Genomic DNA, 18,178 nt, shown 5'->3' on the forward strand with positions numbered 1-18,178 from the left:
CGCAATTGTCCGCATTGACGCTCTTGGCAGCCCTTGGTACAGGAACCCCCTCATGCACAACAAGACCCTTCATCTGGCACTGGCAATGACGCTGGGCTGTGGCGTTAGTCCTGGCATTTTTGCTGCCGATGCAAACGGCGCAAGTTCTGATCCTTCCGCAACAAAAAGTGCGCACTTCGATACCAAAGGCAAACCGCCTTCGGCCTACACGATCGAACTGCAAAACGGTGTACGCAAGACACTTCCGTTCGGTGATAAACGAGATTTTGAAGAGGCCAGGAAAGGTTTTATTGCGGCACCGACCTACAACAAGATCATGGCCGAAGCCGGAAATGTCGCCTGGAACATGGGCAGCTATGACTTCCTGCTCGACGGCAAGGACTACGACAGCATCAACCCGTCGTTGCAGCGTCAGGCGATACTCAATATGGCCTTCGGTCTGTACGAGGTGGTTCCGGACAAGATTTACCAAGTGCGCGGGTTTGACCTGGCGAACATCACGTTCATCAAGGGCGATACGGGCTGGATTGTGTTCGACACGCTGATGTCGAAGGAAACCGCCAAGGCTGCGCTGGACTTTATCAATGAAAAAATCGGCAAGCGCCCGGTCGTAGCGGTGGTGATCTCTCACTCCCATGCCGACCACTTCGGTGGCGTGCGCGGGTTGGTCGACGAGGCCGATGTGCGCAGCGGCAAAATCCCGCTGATAGCACCCACCGGTTTCATGGAACATGCCGTGGCTGAAAACGTCTACGCCGGTAACGCAATGACCCGGCGGGCATTTTTCCAATATGGCGTGTTGTTGCCGCACAGTCCGTATGGCCACGTCGACATGGCCATCGGAAAAAATGCGTCCATCGGCAACATGGGCCTGATCGAACCCAATCGCTATATCTCGAAAGATTTCGAGACCCTGACGATCGACGGCGTGGAAATGGAATTTCAAAGTACGCCGGGCACCGAAGCGCCAGCGGAGATGAATACCTGGTTCCCGCAGTTCAAGGCATTCTGGGCCGCGGAAAACATCGTCGGCACCATCCATAACATTTACACCCTGCGCGGTGCTCTGGTCCGTGATCCGCTGGTCTGGTCGAAGAACATCAACAACGCTTTGTATCGCTACGGACAGCAGGCGGACGTCATGTTCGCCGCGCACAGTTGGCCACGTTGGGGCAATGAGCGGATTCAGGACATCATGCGCGCGCAACGCGACGCCTACGCCAACCTGAATAACGCCGTGCTGCACGCGGCCAACCAGGGCGTCACCATCAACGAGATTCACAACGTCTATAAATTGCCAGACAGCCTGAAAAACAACTGGGCGACCCACAGCTACCACGGCTCCGAAGAGCACAATAGCCGCGCCGTGATCAACCGCTACCTCGGTTACTGGGATGCCAACCCGGCGACGCTGATGCCGCTGTCACCAAAGGATTCGGCACCGCTGTACGTGGAAATGATGGGGGGCTCAGAGAAGATCATGACCAAGGGCAAATCCTTGTTCGATCAGGGCAAATACCGCGAAGCCTATGAAATTCTCAATAAGCTGGTGTATGCCGAACCCCAGAACACCGAGGCCAAGGACTTGCTTGCGGACGTCTATGAGCAGGTCGGTTATCAGAAGGAAAGTGCAGGGGTGCGCAACAGCTTCCTTGCGGCGGCGTATGAGTTGCGCAACGGCATGCCAAAGGGTGTACCGCCCAAAACCACCGGGCCTGACATGATTCGCGCCATGAGTACCGAGTTGTGGCTGGAGTACCTGGGCATCGCGCTGGATGGCAGCAAAGTGGCGGATCAACACTTCGTCTTGAATCTCAAGACGCCCGACAACGGTGAGCAGTTTGTGGTTGAGTTGAGCAATTCAACTCTGACCAATATCAAGGGGCAGCAAGCGAAAAATGCCGACCTTACGATCACCCTTGATCGTGCTGATCTTGAAGGCGTAATGGCGAGGAAAACCAGCTTCGCTCAACTCGTTGGGGCCGGCAAAGCCACGTTCGTGGGCAATCACAAACCTTTCGAACAGTTGATGGCCGCCATTACCCCGTTTACCCCCACCTTTGAACTGCTGCCCGGCACGCAGCAGTAACCATCAGGGCCGCGTTTTTTCTGTTGAGGCTGAAGCTACCTCGCGCACCTGCTGACACCAGGTGCGCGAGGTGCGCAAAACCGACATGACGTTGGTGGCCTGGCGGGTGAGGGTGCCCTCAATGCCGCGTGCCTGATTCAAGTACTGGAAGGCTGGGCGCCCTGGTTTGGCGGTTTTCAGCTCTACTACCCGAGTCGACGTGCGAGATTCGGGAAAATTGCACATTGATCACTGTTGCCTACGCTTATCTCTTGCTTTGTCGATTCAGGTGATGAGCAATGGATTTAATACAGCGATGGAGTTACACCTCTACGGCACTGTTCGCTTCATTGTGCTTCGTGCCCATGGCCCAGGCTGAGGACTCGGCAGAATTGGCCAAACAAGCCCTCAACCCGGTGGCAGCCATGTACAGCCTGCCGGTGCAGTACAACTGGGACCAGAAAATGGGGCCGACCGGAGAGGGCATGCACAGCGTGACCAATATTCAGCCGGTCCTGCCATTTACCCTCAATGACGACTGGAACCTGATTTCACGCACGATCCTGCCGGTCATTGATCAACATGGTTTGGCACCTGACGGCGCGGCGGACAAGTCCGGTGTTGGCGATATCACCCAGAGCTTTTTCTTCTCGCCGAAAAAGCCCACGGACAGTGGCTGGATACTCGGCGTCGGCCCGGCACTATTGATTCCTACCGGCAGTGATGAATTGCTCAGTAGCGAGCAGTGGGGCATCGGCCCGACCGCGGTTGCGCTGAAACAGGCCAATGGCTGGACGCACGGGATACTCGCCAACCACATCTGGGGGCTGGACGGCAGCCCGCCGGACAACAAGGAAAAGGTCAACCAGACCTTCCTGCAACCGTTCCTTTCCTATACAACCAGCACCCTCACGACCTACGGGGTGAACACTGAGTCCACCTATAACTGGCAGTCACGCGAATGGTCCGTGCCGGTCAATCTGACGGTCACACAACTGTTGAAAATCAGCGGGCAACCCCTGACGGTGCAAGCCGGGCCACGGTACTGGCTCGACAGCCCGGATGACGGGCCACAGGGGTGGGGGTTTCGTTTTGCGGTGACGTTGTTGTTTCCACGCTGAAACGGAGGCGACTGCTAGAGGTGAATCATGGACCCTCGCCGGGTTGACCGGAGGGTGTGCCCAGGGCGATCACGATGAATTCATCACCGCCGGTTCGGCCGATGATGTCACTGGCGCTGAGGCCATGCTGCAATTGGGTGGCCACACTGCGCCTGCCCCTATGAACATGCTCGATAACCTCAGCACCCTGAAAATCTTCGCCCGTGCCGCGCAGACCTTGGGCTTCACCGAGGCCGGCAATCAACTGGGGCTTTCGTCATCGGCCATCGGCAAGACGGTGGCGCGGCTTGAGCAGCGCTTGGGTGTGCGTTTGTTTCATCGCAGTACGCGCGGCATTCAACTGACCGACGAAGGGCAGCAGGTGCTCAACGCCTGCCAGCGAAAATTCAATGAGCTGGAAACCATGGAGGCGGAGCTTGCCCAATCCCGCGTGGTGCCCCGTGGCCGGCCAGCCCCTTTCACTCGCCGAAGCTGCGGGTGTTTGTCGACTTCATGGCCCAGCATCGGCTGGCGGCGTCCGCTGAGGCAACACCTTCGGCGTCGCTCAACGTTTCGCCGATGCGGCGCACGGCCTGAAATCTTGCCAACAGCGTCTACCTCAACGTCGCAAAACCCTCAAAGCAACCGTTCAATGGCAGAATCCCCTCAACTTGACCGTTTTGGAGAACACCATGCTTCGTGCGTTTGAACGAAGGCTCGACCCTTTTCCTCCTGATGAGGTGCCACCACCGCCCGCCGGCCTGGCTCGCTTCCTGTGGGCCTGTACGCGGGGCGCCCGCGGTTACATTCTTGCGCTGGCGCTGCTCAGTGCCGCTGTGTCGATTTACGAAGCCTGGCTGTTTTCCTTCCTCGGCCAGGTCGTGGACCTGCTCTCGACCTGGCAGGCCGGCGGTGAAGCGGCTGCGCAGGAAAGTCGCGTGTTGTGGGGCATCGGCATCGTCATGGTGACCAGTGTCGGGCTGGTGGCGTTGCGCACCATGGTGCAGCACCAGATCTTGGCGATTAACTTGCCGTTGCGGCTGCGCTGGGACTTCCATCGCCTGATGCTGCGGCAAAGCCTTTCGTTTTTTTCCGATGAGTTTTCCGGCCGCGTCACGACCAAGGTGATGCAGACGGCGCTGGCCGTGCGCGACGTGCTGTTCACCCTGATCGAGATCGCACCCGGGATCGGGGTGTATTTCATCGCGATCATCGCCCTGGCCGGCGGCTTCGCCCTGAAACTGATGCTGCCGTTCATTGCCTGGGTCGCGTTGTTCGGGCTGGCCATGCTGTACTTCGTGCCTCGCCTGGGGAAAGTCGGGCAGGAACAGGCCAATGCGCGGTCGATGATGACCGGGCGTATCTCGGACGCCTACACCAACATCACGACGGTGAAACTGTTCTCCCACTCCAATCGTGAAGCGCATTTCGCGCGTGCCGCGATGGAGGATTTCAAGCAAACCGGCTTTCGTCAGATGCGCCTGGTCAGCCAGTTCGAGATCGTCAACCAGGCGTTGGTGGTGGGTTTGATCATGGCAGCCGGTGGCTATGCACTGTGGCTCTGGCACCAGGGTGAGGTCGGCGCAGGTGCCGTGGCGGCCATCACCGCCATGGCGTTGCGTATCAATGGCATGTCGCACTGGATCATGTGGCAAATGACCTCGCTGTTCGAGAGCATCGGCACCGTGCAGGATGGCATGGCCACCTTTACCCGCGGTCCCAAGGTGAAGGATGCCCCGGACGCGGGCGTGCTGGTGACCTCCGGTGGCGCGGTCACCTTCGATAACGTGAGCTTCAACTACAACGGCGAACGCCAGGTGCTCGATGGCCTGAGCCTGAGCATCCGCGCGGGCGAAAAAATCGGCCTGGTGGGCCGCTCCGGCGCCGGCAAATCCACGCTGATCAACCTGCTGCTGCGCTTCTATGACGTCGACAGCGGGGAGATTCGCATCGACGGCCAGAACATCGCACACGTGACGCAAGACAGCCTGCGCGGCGCCATCGGCATGGTCACGCAGGACACCTCGCTGCTGCACCGTTCCATTCGCGACAACATCGCCTACGGCCGTCCCGATGCGAGCGACGCACAAATTCGCACCGCCGCGGCCAATGCCCAGGCCCACGAGTTCATCAGCCAACTGAGCGACCGGCAAGGTCACTCCGGCTACGACACCTTGGTGGGCGAGCGCGGCATCAAGCTGTCGGGCGGCCAGCGCCAGCGCGTCGCGATTGCCCGGGTGATGCTCAAGAACGCCCCGATCCTGCTGCTGGACGAGGCCACCAGCGCGCTGGATTCGGAGGTCGAAGTCGCGATTCAGGAAAGCCTCGATGAAATGATGCAGGGCAAGACCGTGATCGCGATTGCTCATCGGCTGTCCACGATTGCGGCCATGGACCGGCTCATCGTCATGGATGACGGACGCATCATCGAGCAGGGCACCCACACCGAACTGCTGGGGAAGAACGGCCTCTATGCGCGGCTGTGGGAGCATCAAAGCGGCGGGTTTTTGGGTGAGGATATGGGGCTGGTCGAGGCGATGGATCAGGTGTGAGCGTGGAGGGGCTTTCCAGGCGGTGTCGAGTCGACGGGAAGGAAAGCCCACAGGCCAGACAGCGATTAGCCGTGCTCAGGTTTTCCTGCATTTTTAATCCAGCTATCCAGCTCTGTAACCATTTTATTGACCTCACTGTCTTCCCGTTCCGAGGGGCGAATGATCGCGTTCCAGGCGATATCCAGACCGTCATTCAGGGACGCCCACGCAAGTTCCCCGCGCTCAAGGCTGGGGGCTACCAAATCGCGTTGCAAGATGCTGATTCCGTAGCCTGAGCGCACCAATTCGACGATGGCTTCGATCAACTCCACCGTGATCATGCGGCGCGGCAAAATGCTGGCGGGGGCGAAGAAACGGTCATATTCCCAGCCGCTGGCGCGATCGGTCGAATACGTCACCAGGTTGTAGGTCTTGAAGTCTTGCGCGTAGATGTTTTTCCTTCCGGCAAGGGGATGATCGGTTGCCATGATCGCAATCAAGTCGTCCCGAAAAAGCGGCAACCTGGCAACACCGCTAGGCACCATGCCGTCATCGATGATGGACACATCGAGTCTTCCTTGCATCAGGCTCGCATAAACGTCATTACGGGGCACGGTCACCAGCGTGATTTCGATGTCTGGCCGCAGACTTGAGTAGTGCTTGATGAATTTCGGAATCCAGCGAAACGGGCCGTAGGAGGTGACACCCATGCGTACAAACGCCGTGACGCCACCGGCCATCGACCTGGCCTCAGACTCGGCTTCATTGAGTATCGCAATGATGTCTTTGGCTGCTCGTTCCAGGCGTGCGCCAGCAGGGCTGAGCCTGAGCTTTCCTCCTGATCGTTCCGTCAGGCTGACACCCAGCCGCCGCTCGGCTTCGCGTAGGCGGTGACTGACTGCCGAGGGCGTCAGCCATAGGCGCTCGGCAACGGCGGTTACCGAGTCCACCTCCGATAGGGTTTGCAGCATCACAAGGTGATCCAGTGTGAGTCTCATGGCAGGCGACCTGAAAATAATTCACAAAATTGCGTAAAATTATGAGCGTGACTTGTTTTTTGTGACGATGCAATCTGAATCCAGCAGAGCCACTGGAGACCAACAAAAATGACTACCTTACCTTTCACACCTGCACTGACCCTGGGCGATATCATCGACCTTGAGCGTTATCCCATTACTGACCGCACCAGTCCCGCCTACCTTGCACTGGTTGCTCAAAGCCAGTCATTGCTGGGGGAGGAGGGTGTTGCAATCTTCCCGGGTTTTGTTCGCGATCCATCGGTTGTCGAGATGGCAGATCAGACACTAGCCCTGCATTCGCGCATGTTTCATTTTCGGGAAAACCACACGGTTTACTTCAAGCCTCAAGATGAAAGCGTTGATCCGCAACATCCGCTAAGACGATTGATGAACACGGCAAAAGACACCGTTGCCTACGCCGATATTCCGGCCGAGCATTTGATCAGGCAGATCTATCAGTCGGACGACGTCCTTGCTTTCATCAAAGATGTATTGGCGCTGGACGCGCTCTATCGCCATGCCGATCCATTAGCTGCCCTTAACTTGCAGGGCTTCACGGAAGGGCAGGAATTGGGCTGGCATTTTGACCGTTCCGACTTCAGCGTCACGCTGTCTCTTCAGGCGGCGAATGCCGGTGGGGATTTCGAGTATGTGCGCATGCTGCGCAATGAAAACGACGATTGTTATGACGCGGTCAGGCAATTCCTCGATGACCCGAAAACACAGCAGGTAGAGGTTTTGCCTCAAGTTCCCGGCACCCTGACATTGTTTCGCGGCCGCTATTCATTGCACCGGGTGACGCCGGTGGAAGGGGACCGGCTGAGGCTCAATGCGGTGTTCGCGTACGTGGACCAGCCCAATGTTGAGTTCAGTGCCTATGCCCGCCAGTTGTTCTACGGACGCACCTCCGTAGACCCGGTTTAAGTTTCGCCAATCACAATAAAAGCAATTGATTCACGCCTTGGCTTCACGTGTATGCGCACAGACTTGTCCATGCTGAATCTGATGGACTCGTTTGTTCCTGTGTTGCACACAACAGTTCGCTGCCCCCAATAATAATCATTCGGAGCGTCTGATCATGAAAAACAGGAAGAGTTTGCTGGCCTCGTTGCTCACCCTTGGCCTGCTCGTTGGTAGTGCTTCAAGCCAGGCTTCAGGATGGTGTGAGTCGGGCAAGCCGGTGAAATTTGCCGGCCTGAATTGGGAGAGCGGGATGCTCCTGACCGACATCATGATGATCGTGCTCAAGGACGGTTATGGCTGTGTAACGGATCAGTTGGTGGGTAATACCATCATTCTTGAGACCGCTCTGGCCGGCAACGACATTCAGGTGTTTGGCGAAGAATGGATGGAACGCAGCGAGGTCTGGAAAAAGGCTGCGGCAGCCGGAAAAGTCGTCGGGGTTGGCGCGCCTATTATTGGTGCGACACAGGGCTGGTATGTACCGCGCTATGTTGTTGAAGGGGACGTTAAACGTAACAGGCCAGCGCAAGCTCCTGACCTCAAGACAGTTGCTGACTTGAGCAAGTACGCGAGCGTCTTTCACGACGCTGAGGAACCTTCAAAAGGCCGCTTCTACAACTGTCCCGCGGGTTGGATTTGTGAGCAGGACAATACCGAGATGTTGAAAGAGTACGGTCTCGAAAACACCTTCACGAATTTCCGTCCAGGCACCGGTGCCGCATTGGATGCGGCGGTCCTGTCCAGCTATAAACGCGGTGAACCGGTACTGTTCTATTACTGGTCACCGACACCGCTGATGGGGCAGATCGATGCGATAAGACTGGAAGAAAAGACGGGCGCCAACAAAGACGTTATCACCATGGTCGGACTCTCCAAGGCTTTTCATGAACAAGCTCCCGAACTGGTCGCGGTTCTGGAGAAGGTCAACATTCCCATCGACCTGTTGAATCAGAACCTGGCGAGGATGACCCGGGAACGCATCGAATCTCCGAAGCTGGCCAGGATGTTCCTCAAGGAACACCCGGAAGTCTGGCACGCCTGGGTAGATGAAGCGGCGGCAAAAAAGATCGAGGCATCGCTCTAACCGATCTTGAGGGCAAGGATGCCCGCCCTTTGTAACGTCCCTCTGAACACACGCTTACTACTGATTTTTACTGCTTCTACACAGAGGCGGCTCTACTTCGCGTCCGAGAAATTACGAACATGATCAAATCACGAGCGGCCGTCGCCTTCGCGGCGAACCAGCCATTGCACATTGTGGAAATCGATGTAGCACCGCCCCAAGCCGGTGAGGTGCTGGTACGTATTGTTGCGACAGGTGTTTGTCACACTGATGCGTTTACCTTGTCCGGTGCCGATCCCGAAGGGATCTTCCCCGTCATTCTTGGCCACGAAGGCGGTGGTATCGTCGAGGCGGTCGGTGAGGGGGTGACGTCCCTGGCGGTGGGCGATCATGTGATCCCGCTGTACACCCCCGAATGTGGCGAGTGCAAATTTTGCACATCCGGCAAAACCAACCTGTGCCAGAAGATCCGTGCGACTCAGGGCAAGGGCCTGATGCCCGATGGTACCAGCCGCTTTTCCTACAAGGGCCAGCCCATATTCCACTACATGGGCACCTCGACGTTCTCCGAGTACACCGTGCTGCCGGAAATTTCCCTGGCCAAAATTCCGAAGGACGCCCCACTCGACAAGGTCTGCCTGCTCGGTTGCGGTGTGACGACCGGCATTGGCGCGGTGCTCAACACGGCCAAGGTGGAGGAGGGCGCCAGCGTGGCGATCTTCGGTCTCGGGGGCATCGGCCTGGCCGCCATTATCGGCGCGACCATGGCCAAGGCCGGGCGGATCATCGCAATCGACATCAACCCGGCCAAGTTCGACATCGCCAGGCAACTGGGCGCTACCGATTTCATCAACCCGAAGGATCACGACACGCCCATTCAGGACGTGATTGTCGAGATGACTGAGGGCGGCGTGGATTACTCCTTTGAATGCATCGGCAACGTCAATCTCATGCGCGCGGCCCTGGAGTGCTGCCATAAAGGGTGGGGCGAGTCGGTGATTATCGGTGTCGCCGGCGCCGGTCAGGAAATCAGTACCCGTCCGTTCCAGCTCGTCACCGGTCGTGTCTGGCGCGGTTCCGCTTTCGGCGGTGTAAAAGGCCGCAGCGAATTGCCCACGTATGTCGAGAAGGCCCAGACCGGCGAAATCCCGCTCAACACCTTCATCACCCACACGATGGGACTTGAAGACATTAACAAGGCCTTTGAGTTGATGCATGAAGGCAAGAGTATTCGCACCGTTATCCACTTCGATCGCTGATTGAATCGCCCTGGCGTCGAGCGTCAGACGTCTCGCGCACGGGCAAACCGCAATGCCCACCCACCTGGTTTTTAAAAAAGAGAGCATCAAAATGAGCATCTTCACTCACGTCACCGTCGGTACCAACGATCTGCAAAAGGCTCGCCGTTTTTACGACAACGTACTCGGCGCACTCGGCCAGAAACGCATCGCTGACCTGGAAGACAATGGATCGATCTGGGGTGAGAATGCCCCGTCCTTTTTCGTGCTGAAACCGGCAAACGGCGCTCCCGCCAGCGTCGGCAACGGTGTCACTGTCAGCTTTGAAGCACCGAATCGCGCCGCCATCGACGCCTTCCACGCGGCAGCGCTGGCCTGTGGCGGCACCGACGAAGGCGCTCCGGGGCCACGGGGCTGGGCACCCGATGCTTATGCCGCCTATGCCCGGGACCTCGACGGTAACAAACTGGCCGCGTACTGTTTCAAGCCTGCCTAAGCTTTATTCGAGCGGCGGCGGCTGCCCTTCGTAACAGGACGTTATCGACCGCAGAAGTCGCCATTCAATCCCGAGCGATCTTGTCATTTGCCAAGGCTTAGGGCAGGGTCGATACCACTGACATCTCTGCCAAAGGAGTCACTCCATGTCAAAGCTCTATCCCAGTATCGATCCCGAGGGGCTGGTCGAGTACTCAGTGGTCTACACCGACCGCTCGCTCAACCACATGTCGCAGTCATTTCAAGGCGTGATGAAGAACATTTCCAGGACCCTGAAACAGGTTTACAACGCCCAGGCTGTTGCGGTGGTCCCGGGCAGCGGCACATTCGGTATGGAAGCGGTGGCGCGGCAGTTTGCCACCGACCAGCAGTGTCTGGTGATACGCAACGGCTGGTTCAGTTATCGCTGGAGCCAGATCCTCGAGATGGGCAACATCCCGGCGGCCACTACGGTGCTCAAAGCCCGACCGGTCGAGACGGGGCGCCAGGCTGCCTACGCCCCACCCCCTCTGGACGAAGTGCTGGCCGCCATTGCGGCGCAGAAGCCGCAGATTGTCTTCGCCCCCCACGTTGAAACTTCATCAGGGATTATCCTGCCCGACGACTACCTGCGGGCCGTCGGCGACGCCGTGCATGCGGTGGGTGGCCTGTTCGTGCTGGACTGCATCGCCTCAGGCGCGCTGTGGGTTGATATGCACAAATGCGCAGTCGACCTGTTGATCAGCGCACCGCAGAAAGGCTGGAGCGCTTCCCCTTGCTGCGCCCTGGTGATGTTCAGTGCTTTGGCCCTCGAGCGCATCGAACAGACGCAAAGCAGCAGCTTCGCCTGCGACCTGAAAAAGTGGCTTCAGATCATGCAGGCTTACGAGCAGGGCGGCCATGCCTACCATGCGACCATGCCCAGCGATTCCCTCGCGCGATTTAACGACGTGATGAACGAGACGCAAGCCTACGGTTTCGACAAGGTCCGCGGCGAACAACAGGCTCTGGGCGATCGGGTGCGCGCCATGTTGACCGGCAAAGGTATCAAAAGCGTGGCCGCAGCCGGCTTTCAGGCCCCAGGCGTAGTGGTGAGCTACACCGATGATGCCGACATCAAGAGCGGCAAGAAATTTGCCGACCATGGCCTGCAGATCGCCGCCGGAGTGCCGTTGCAATGCGACGAGCCGGCTGATTTCCAGACCTTCCGCATCGGTCTGTTCGGACTCGAAAAGCTGCACAACATCGAGCGCACGGTCAGCACCCTCGAGCAGGCACTGGACGAGGTGATGGCTAACTGATCGAAACCATACATCGATTCAGCGGCCTCTGTGGTCGACTCATCGACAGGCAGCGTAGTCATTTGATCGTAACAACGACCTTGCCCTTGGCTCGTCCCTGCTCGACGTACGTCAATGCCTCTGCCGTTGATTCAAAGGTGAAGGAGCGGTCAATCACAGGTTTGATGATTCCGGCCTCAATGAGCGCGGTGATGTGTTGCAGTTGCGCGCCATTGGCCCGCATGAACACGAACGCGTAGCTGACGTCCCGCTTGCGTGCCTTGCGCCGAATACCAAGGCTCAGCAGGCGCATGACTTGCTTCAATGGCCAGGACAATCCTTGCTCCTGCGCGAACTGCGCAGTGGGTGGTCCCGAGATGGAAATGAGTTGGCCACCGGGCTTGAGGACCTTGAGTGACTTCTCCAGCACGTCCGCGCCGAGGCTGTTCAACACCACGTCGTAGTCGTGCAAGACACTTTCGAAATTCTGTCGTGTGTAGTCGATCACCCGATCGGCCCCCAGCGCCTTTACCCATTCGACATTCGCGGTGCTGGTGGTGGTCGCGACAAAGGCGCCAAGGTGTTTGGCGAGCTGGATGGCCAGGGTGCCGACACCGCCGGAGCCGGCGTGGATCAGCACTTTCTGGCCCTTTTTCAACTGGGCGGTTTCGACCAGCGCTTGCCAGGCGGTCAGTGCGACCAAAGGGATCGACGCGGCTTGAGCCATGTCGGTATTGGCAGGCTTCAGGGCGATTGCGTTTTCGTTCACGGCGATCAATTGGGCGAACGTCCCGATCCGCGTTTCTGGCGGGCGAGCGTAGACTTCGTCTCCCGGTTTGAAACGCTTCACCTGCGAGCCAACTTCAACCACGACGCCCGCCAGGTCATTGCCCAGTACCAGTGGAAATGAGTAGGGCAGGATCAGTTTGAATTCGCCTTTGCGGATCTTCGAATCCAGCACGTTGACGCTGCTGGCGTGTACCTCAATCAAGACGTCGTGGACACCCACCGCGGGGGCGGGGACTTCGCCAATGCGCCCGGTGTTCTTGCCGTAGCGATCAATTAAAAATGCCTTCATCGTTGTGCGGCTCTTGTCGGTTGGAATGGGGGTGGGCGGTGCTTTTACGGCGTCGCGTTGATCAGGCATCAAGGAACGTCAGTGCCTTGTCCACAAAGTCAGCGTAGTGCTGGAAAATGCCGCCGTGGCCGGCATCCTCATAAATCACAAGTTGTGCATTGGGGATGCGGTTGGCCAGCCCAATCGAGTTAATGCTGGGCACCATGATGTCGCTATCGCCGTTGACGATCAGCGTCGGCGTGCGCAAGCGCCCGAGGTCTTGAGGGACCTGTTTGCCCCACGCGGTGATGGCTTTCAACTGCCGGAGAAAAGCGCTGGGCGTCGGGCCTTTATCGCGATTTTTTTGGCGTGCTTTCAGGCGTCGCAAATACTGCGAGGCGGATCGGCGGCCGTTGGGCGTTGAAGTAAAGAACAGGTAGAACTTGGGGTCGCGAAAGGTCAGCAAGCCTTTGAGCATCAATGGCCACGTCACCGAACCGACCTTGTCGATACCGGGGCCGCCGGCCGGTCCGGTGCCGGCGAGAATCAAGCGGCGCACCCATTCGGGCGCCTTCAGGGCGAGGTCTTGAGCGATAAAGCCACCGAGTGAAAAACCGAGCACATCAACTGTCTCGAAACCCAGCGCGCGTATCAGTTGAATGGCATCGTCTGCCATTTCGCCGACCGTCAGTGGCGCGGTTCCTCCAGAGCCGCCGATCCCACGATAGTCGGTGGCAATGATGCGCCTTGTTTGTGCCAGGCCATCGATGATCCCGGGGTCGAAGTTGTCCAGCACCGCGCCCCAATGGTTGAACAGTACGAGGGGCACACCGGTCGTGGGGCCGATGTCGCGATAGGCGAAGGGAATGCCGTTGACCGTGATCGACTGGTTCGGTGCATTGACGAACGATGTCGGCGAGCCAGCGGGGTTATTTGTATTCGTGGGAGCCATGTCTACTCCGAACAGCGGGCCGCTTTCGATGCAGTGCCTTGGGCGCCTGCATCGAATCCTGGCTGGGTGTTCGCTACAAAAAGATCACTGTGGGATTTGGTAACGCTGGGCAACCGCAGACTGGCGGATCTGCCCCAGCAGGCCCTGACGTGCGGTCTGCAGGTCATCCCAGCGTTCAGCTTCGTGCAGCGGCGGGATCGTCACTGGCTCACGCCGATCAAAACCGACCAGTGCGGCATCCACCAGATCGCCCACTTCCATGATTTCGTTCAGGGTGTTGATGTCGATGCCGGAGCGATCCCAGATCTCCGTGCGGGTAGCGGCCGGCAGCACGGCCTGCACGTAAACGCCCAAGGGCGAAAGTTCCAGGCTCAGGCCTTGGGAAAGGAACAGCACGAACGCCTTGGTCGCACCGTAGACCGACATGCCGAACTCGGGCGCCAGGCCCACCACCGAACCGATGTTGATGATCGCGCCTTCGCCTGCTTTGGCCAGGCGTGGGGCGACGGCGCTGGCGAGCCGCACCAGCGCCGTGGTGTTGAGGGCGACCAATTGCGCAACACTGTCGGTGCTTTGGTCGATGAAGTTGCCGGACAGCGCGGCGCCAGCGTTATTGACGAGGATGTCGATACGGGCGTCGTCGCGCAGGCGTGCTTCAACGGTTGTCAGATCGCTGAGTTGGGTCAGATCCGCCGGAATCACTTCGACGGCGACGCCGTGTTCGCTGCGCAAGCGCGCTGCAAGTGCGTCCAGGCGTGCCTGATCTCGGGCAACCAATACAAGATCGTGGCCGCGTTGCGCGAAGCGTTCGGCGTAGACGGCGCCGATGCCAGTGGAGGCGCCAGTGATGAGGACGGTAGGACGAATGCTCATGGGGTCATCTCTCTTTCAGGATGTGTGAAAACAAATAGCGCGGTCATTGATTGCTCAGCTTGCGATGGCGCCCGATTCAGCCAACGTCGGGTAGTCGATGTAGCCTGCCGCGCCGCCGCCATAGAGGGTGGCGGGGTTGAAGGCGGACAACGGCGCGCCGCTCTTGAGGCGCTCAACCAGATCCGGGTTGCCAATGAACGGACGACCGAACGCAATCAGATCGGCCTGGTCTTCGGCGAGCCGCGAAGTCGCCAGGTCCAGGTCGTAACCGTTGTTGGCGATGTAGGTGTTTTTGAAGCGCTGGCGCAGGGCGCCGAAATCGAATGGCGCCACGTCGCGGGGGCCACCGGTTGCACCTTCGACTGCGTGCAGATAAACGACGTCGAGGGCGTTGAGTTGATCGACGACGTAATCGAATTGCGCCCGCGGATCACTGCTGGAAACGCCATTGGCCGGCGACACAGGCGATAGGCGCACACCGGTGCGATCCGCGCCGATTTCATTGACGACGGCTGCCGTCACTTCAAGCAGCAGACGCGCACGATTTTCAATCGAGCCGCCGTAAGCATCGGTGCGCACGTTGGCGCTGTCCTTGAGGAATTGATCCAGCAAATAGCCGTTTGCACCGTGAATCTCCACGCCATCGAACCCGGCGACGACAGCGTTTGCCGCGGCCTGGCGGAAATCGGTGACGATTCCCGGCAGTTCGCTGATCTCCAGTGCGCGCGGCTCGGAGACGTCTTCAAAGCGGTTGTTGACGAACACTTTGGTGGCGGCGCGCAACGCAGAAGGGGCCACGGGAGCGGCGCCGTTTTCTTGCAGATCAACGTGCGACACCCGACCGACATGCCACAGTTGCAGGAAGATTATTCCGCCCTTGGCGTGGACGGCATCGGTCACTGAACGCCAGCCATCTATCTGCGCCTGCGTGTAGATCCCGGGAGTGTCCTGATAGCCCTGGCCCTGTCGGGAAATCTGCGTGGCTTCGCTGATCAGCAAGCCTGCGCTGGCCCGTTGGCTGTAATAGGTGGCCGCGAACTCACTTGGCACAAAGCCCTGGCCTGCACGGTTGCGCGTCAGCGGCGCGAGGACGACACGGTTCGACAGCGTGAGGGCGCCAAGCGTGTAAGGGGTGAACAGATTCTGGTCGGTCATCGGGTATGTCTTCCGTGCCTGTTGAGGGAGGTCGGCGGTGCGTGCAATTAGGATGATGATCGAAATCTAAACTGTCAACGGTTTTGATTGTGATCAACATCTATGTATCATTGGCCCATGATTTCCCAGTGGACATGAGGTATTGCACGTGAGAGTGACCAAGGCCCAGGCGCAGGCCAATCGGGAGCACATCGTTGAGACGGCCTCTGAGCTGTTCCGTGAGCGTGGCTTCGACGGCGTCGGTATATCGGATCTCATGGCGGCTGCCGGTTTCACCCACGGAGGTTTCTACAAGCATTTCGGCTCGAAGGCCGACCTGATGGCCGAAGCCTCGGCCAGCAGCCTTTCCAAATCGCTGGAAGGTGCTGAATCGCTCGATGTTCCGGGCTTCATCGACGTCTATGTGACGAGGGAACATCGGGACGGACGTGGCAACGGTTGCACCATGGCCGCGTTGTGTGGCGACGCGGCGCGTCAGTCGGATGATGTGAAAGCGACGTTTGCCGAAGGGATCGAGCACACCTTGCAAACGCTCGGGGACAAATATCCGACGAAGCCGGATGCCGCTTCGGGTGAGGGGAGAAAGAAAATGATCGACCTGCTGTCTCGTGCTGTCGGTGCAATTATTTTGTCACGTGCCTGCCCGGATGATTCCGCATTGGCGGATGAGATCCTTGAGGTGTGCCGCGCTGAAATGTTTGCTTCGTTGCCGGTCAATGACGTGGACGCGGTGTAGACCGGCAGTCACTCGACTTTGGGTCAAAAAGCTGCGGTTCATGAACGGCTACTTTTGGCTGTGGATTCAACCGGTCGACGCAACAGATTGGCTAAATCGTTCTGCGGGTGTTTCGTAGTCTAGTGGTATCCGAGGGCGGCTACGCGCCTGCCGTGGACTCAGATCTGCGGTTGCTCCTGACGCTTAACAAAGAAGATTTACGTATAGAAGTTCTCCGTTAGTTGAGCGGTATGGCATGAAATGTCGGTTTTTCGGCTTATACGGTTAAATCCGCAAGGCTAGGATGTATTACCTACAGCGTGCGGAACTCTGAGGCGTTGTCCTTTGTTCGCCTTTTCATAACTGGACTTGACGGAATTTAAAAATCGCTCGAGAGGCCAACCCTGTCGCTGTAACTGTCCGTCAGGGCTCGAATGGTCGGCGTTCTGTTTCTCCAAGTCTCAATATACAATCAGGAGCAACTATGAATATTGAAGTGCAAAATAAATCGATCGTGCTTAAAGCTTTCGATACTTTATTCAATAAACGCGACTACGCTGCAGCCGAGGAGTATTGGTCTGCGGACTATATCCAGCACAGTGCGCTTATCCCTCCAGGACGGCAGGGTTTATTTGACTTGATCAAAAGTCTGCCCACTACACTGACTTATGAACACAGCGTAATGATGGCCGAGGATGACAAAGTGATGGTTCATGGCCGTTTCTCTGGAAACGGTAGTCCGACTGCGCTCATCGCTGTAGACATCGTCCGTATCGAAAATGGCATTTTGGTCGAGCACTGGGACGTTCTCCAGGACGAAGCCACAGCGATCAGCTCCGCCAGCGGCCTACCGATGTTTGGTGCAACTTTTCCGGAATTAGTCGAGTAAGAAGTCATGCTTGAATGATCGGAAAAATGCCTACTGAGATTGCTTGGCGCATCGGGGCGCACGAGCTCGCACCGATGCGTCTACGCTGGGCAATCTGGATATGATCGATCTCGACGAATTCCACACCTGTCAAAATCGCCGCTCACTCATTTGAGGGGTGATTGAGTTCCGCTTTTTGCAGTATCTAGCAACTGATGCAGTCGCAATGCATCGCTGAACGTCGCCGCACCATGGCTGCCGTCGACCACATCTTGCGCATACACGTAATACAGCTCAGCCAGTTCCAGCACCGCCGAAGGCAATGACGATTCTGGCAAGCGCTGATAGCTGGCAGGCAGTGGCAGTGCTTCCAGTGCCAGATTGTCGCCGTGGGCACCTTCGATCACGTAATCATCGCCGACCTCGCCAAATGCCGAACGGTTGGTGATTTTCAGGTCGCCCTGGTCGCCGGTGATGTCGATCTGCACGCCTGAGCCGTTGCGTTTGCCGCCTTCGATGTGGATCGAAATCACGCCGCCGTCTTCAAGCATGCCGCTGAGTACGAGCTGATCGGGGGCGGTGCTGTCCAGCACTTCGCCGGTTTCCTTGATGGTCACTTTCGGGAACTGATTGACCATCAACCCTGAGACGCTCACGGGCCAACCGGTGGCGGTGAAGAGCATGTCGAGGAAGTGTCCGGCATAGATGGCGATGACGCTGGAGAAGTTTTCCTCGGGGGCGGTCCAGCGCAGGGCGTTGGGGCGCAGGGCCTGGAAGTAATTCATGCTGACGTGCATGCGCACGGAGCGCACCTTGCCGACG

At 58.1% G+C, this 18,178-nt stretch carries 17 protein-coding genes; 11 read left to right on the forward strand and 6 right to left on the reverse strand.

Features of this window, described 5'->3' with window-relative positions; genetic code table 11:
• Positions 1-52 precede the first annotated feature (52 nt).
• From D882_RS0121760 to D882_RS0121785, 4 genes are all read left to right on the forward strand, one after another.
• Positions 53-2,089 carry an alkyl/aryl-sulfatase gene (locus tag D882_RS0121760; RefSeq protein WP_027925186.1) on the forward strand — a complete coding sequence of 679 codons (2,037 nt, stop codon included), beginning with the start codon at positions 53-55 and terminating at the stop codon, positions 2,087-2,089.
• Between the two features lie 344 nt (positions 2,090-2,433).
• Positions 2,434-3,189, forward strand: a complete 756-nt coding sequence (locus tag D882_RS0121765; protein WP_371258956.1) for a transporter — start codon at positions 2,434-2,436, stop codon at positions 3,187-3,189.
• A 43-nt stretch (positions 3,190-3,232) separates the two neighbouring features.
• Positions 3,233-3,877, forward strand: a complete 645-nt coding sequence (locus D882_RS1000000133250; RefSeq protein ID WP_256218457.1) for a LysR family transcriptional regulator — start codon at positions 3,233-3,235, stop codon at positions 3,875-3,877.
• The gene (locus D882_RS0121785) at positions 3,861-5,720 is read left to right on the forward strand and encodes an ABC transporter ATP-binding protein (RefSeq protein ID WP_027925189.1); all 1,860 of its coding nucleotides are present in this window, start codon (positions 3,861-3,863) and stop codon (positions 5,718-5,720) included. The genes D882_RS1000000133250 and D882_RS0121785 overlap by 17 nt, the downstream gene beginning before the upstream one ends.
• A gap of 65 nt (positions 5,721-5,785) precedes the next feature.
• Here the strand turns inward: D882_RS0121785 and D882_RS0121790 are convergent, their stop codons facing one another.
• Positions 5,786-6,697, reverse strand: coding sequence for a LysR family transcriptional regulator (locus tag D882_RS0121790; protein WP_027925190.1), 912 nt, complete (start codon positions 6,695-6,697; stop codon positions 5,786-5,788).
• A 108-nt stretch (positions 6,698-6,805) separates the two neighbouring features.
• Between D882_RS0121790 and D882_RS0121795 the strand changes: the two genes are divergently transcribed.
• The 5 genes from D882_RS0121795 (at position 6,806) to D882_RS0121815 (ending at position 11,757) form a co-directional block, all read left to right on the forward strand.
• Positions 6,806-7,642, forward strand: coding sequence for a hypothetical protein (locus tag D882_RS0121795; protein WP_027925191.1), 837 nt, complete (start codon positions 6,806-6,808; stop codon positions 7,640-7,642).
• A 154-nt stretch (positions 7,643-7,796) separates the two neighbouring features.
• On the forward strand, positions 7,797-8,765 hold the full coding sequence (locus tag D882_RS0121800) for an ABC transporter substrate-binding protein (RefSeq protein ID WP_027925192.1): 969 nt from the start codon (positions 7,797-7,799) through the stop codon (positions 8,763-8,765).
• A gap of 119 nt (positions 8,766-8,884) precedes the next feature.
• Positions 8,885-10,003, forward strand: a complete 1,119-nt coding sequence (locus D882_RS0121805) for an S-(hydroxymethyl)glutathione dehydrogenase/class III alcohol dehydrogenase (RefSeq protein WP_027925193.1) — start codon at positions 8,885-8,887, stop codon at positions 10,001-10,003.
• 91 nt (positions 10,004-10,094) lie between these two features.
• The gene (locus D882_RS0121810; RefSeq protein ID WP_027925194.1) at positions 10,095-10,478 is read left to right on the forward strand and encodes a VOC family protein; all 384 of its coding nucleotides are present in this window, start codon (positions 10,095-10,097) and stop codon (positions 10,476-10,478) included.
• A 145-nt stretch (positions 10,479-10,623) separates the two neighbouring features.
• A complete protein-coding gene (locus D882_RS0121815) occupies positions 10,624-11,757 on the forward strand; it encodes an aminotransferase class V-fold PLP-dependent enzyme (protein ID WP_027925195.1) in 1,134 nt (377 codons plus the stop codon).
• 58 nt (positions 11,758-11,815) lie between these two features.
• Here D882_RS0121815 and D882_RS0121820 read toward each other — a convergent pair whose 3' ends face one another.
• The 4 genes from D882_RS0121820 to D882_RS0121835 all read right to left on the reverse strand — a co-directional run bounded on the left by D882_RS0121820 (position 11,816) and on the right by D882_RS0121835 (position 15,773).
• On the reverse strand, positions 11,816-12,814 hold the full coding sequence (locus D882_RS0121820) for an NADP-dependent oxidoreductase (RefSeq protein WP_027925196.1): 999 nt from the start codon (positions 12,812-12,814) through the stop codon (positions 11,816-11,818).
• Positions 12,815-12,875: 61 nt separating this feature from the next.
• Positions 12,876-13,745, reverse strand: coding sequence for an alpha/beta fold hydrolase (locus tag D882_RS0121825; RefSeq protein ID WP_027925197.1), 870 nt, complete (start codon positions 13,743-13,745; stop codon positions 12,876-12,878).
• Positions 13,746-13,829: 84 nt separating this feature from the next.
• Positions 13,830-14,618, reverse strand: coding sequence for an SDR family oxidoreductase (locus D882_RS0121830; RefSeq protein WP_027925198.1), 789 nt, complete (start codon positions 14,616-14,618; stop codon positions 13,830-13,832).
• A 54-nt stretch (positions 14,619-14,672) separates the two neighbouring features.
• On the reverse strand, positions 14,673-15,773 hold the full coding sequence (locus D882_RS0121835; protein ID WP_027925199.1) for an alkene reductase: 1,101 nt from the start codon (positions 15,771-15,773) through the stop codon (positions 14,673-14,675).
• A 148-nt stretch (positions 15,774-15,921) separates the two neighbouring features.
• Between D882_RS0121835 and D882_RS0121840 the strand changes: the two genes are divergently transcribed.
• Both D882_RS0121840 and D882_RS0121845 read left to right on the forward strand, forming a co-directional pair.
• Entirely contained in the window at positions 15,922-16,509 is a 588-nt protein-coding gene (locus tag D882_RS0121840) for a TetR/AcrR family transcriptional regulator (protein WP_027925200.1), read from the forward strand.
• A gap of 463 nt (positions 16,510-16,972) precedes the next feature.
• Positions 16,973-17,377, forward strand: a complete 405-nt coding sequence (locus D882_RS0121845) for an ester cyclase (protein ID WP_027925201.1) — start codon at positions 16,973-16,975, stop codon at positions 17,375-17,377.
• Positions 17,378-17,523: 146 nt separating this feature from the next.
• Here the strand turns inward: D882_RS0121845 and D882_RS01000000131335 are convergent.
• On the reverse strand, positions 17,524-18,178 hold a 655-nt coding region (locus tag D882_RS01000000131335), incomplete at its 5' end, for a Gfo/Idh/MocA family oxidoreductase (RefSeq protein ID WP_032833630.1).

This window comes from Pseudomonas sp. URMO17WK12:I12, from assembly GCF_000514395.1.
Lineage (GTDB): Bacteria > Pseudomonadota > Gammaproteobacteria > Pseudomonadales > Pseudomonadaceae > Aquipseudomonas > Aquipseudomonas mucoides.

Coding starts and splice junctions, on each gene's coding strand:
- D882_RS0121760 (WP_027925186.1), top strand. CDS start 53: ATGCACAACAAGACCCTTCATCTGGCACTGGCAATGACGCTGGGCTGT.
- D882_RS0121845 (WP_027925201.1), top strand. CDS start 16,973: ATGAATATTGAAGTGCAAAATAAATCGATCGTGCTTAAAGCTTTCGAT.
- D882_RS0121810 (WP_027925194.1), top strand. CDS start 10,095: ATGAGCATCTTCACTCACGTCACCGTCGGTACCAACGATCTGCAAAAG.
- D882_RS0121815 (WP_027925195.1), top strand. CDS start 10,624: ATGTCAAAGCTCTATCCCAGTATCGATCCCGAGGGGCTGGTCGAGTAC.
- D882_RS0121820 (WP_027925196.1), bottom strand. CDS start 12,814: ATGAAGGCATTTTTAATTGATCGCTACGGCAAGAACACCGGGCGCATT.
- D882_RS0121800 (WP_027925192.1), top strand. CDS start 7,797: ATGAAAAACAGGAAGAGTTTGCTGGCCTCGTTGCTCACCCTTGGCCTG.
- D882_RS0121790 (WP_027925190.1), bottom strand. CDS start 6,697: ATGAGACTCACACTGGATCACCTTGTGATGCTGCAAACCCTATCGGAG.
- D882_RS0121785 (WP_027925189.1), top strand. CDS start 3,861: ATGCTTCGTGCGTTTGAACGAAGGCTCGACCCTTTTCCTCCTGATGAG.
- D882_RS0121765 (WP_371258956.1), top strand. CDS start 2,434: ATGGCCCAGGCTGAGGACTCGGCAGAATTGGCCAAACAAGCCCTCAAC.
- D882_RS0121795 (WP_027925191.1), top strand. CDS start 6,806: ATGACTACCTTACCTTTCACACCTGCACTGACCCTGGGCGATATCATC.
- D882_RS0121835 (WP_027925199.1), bottom strand. CDS start 15,773: ATGACCGACCAGAATCTGTTCACCCCTTACACGCTTGGCGCCCTCACG.
- D882_RS0121805 (WP_027925193.1), top strand. CDS start 8,885: ATGATCAAATCACGAGCGGCCGTCGCCTTCGCGGCGAACCAGCCATTG.
- D882_RS0121825 (WP_027925197.1), bottom strand. CDS start 13,745: ATGGCTCCCACGAATACAAATAACCCCGCTGGCTCGCCGACATCGTTC.
- D882_RS0121830 (WP_027925198.1), bottom strand. CDS start 14,618: ATGAGCATTCGTCCTACCGTCCTCATCACTGGCGCCTCCACTGGCATC.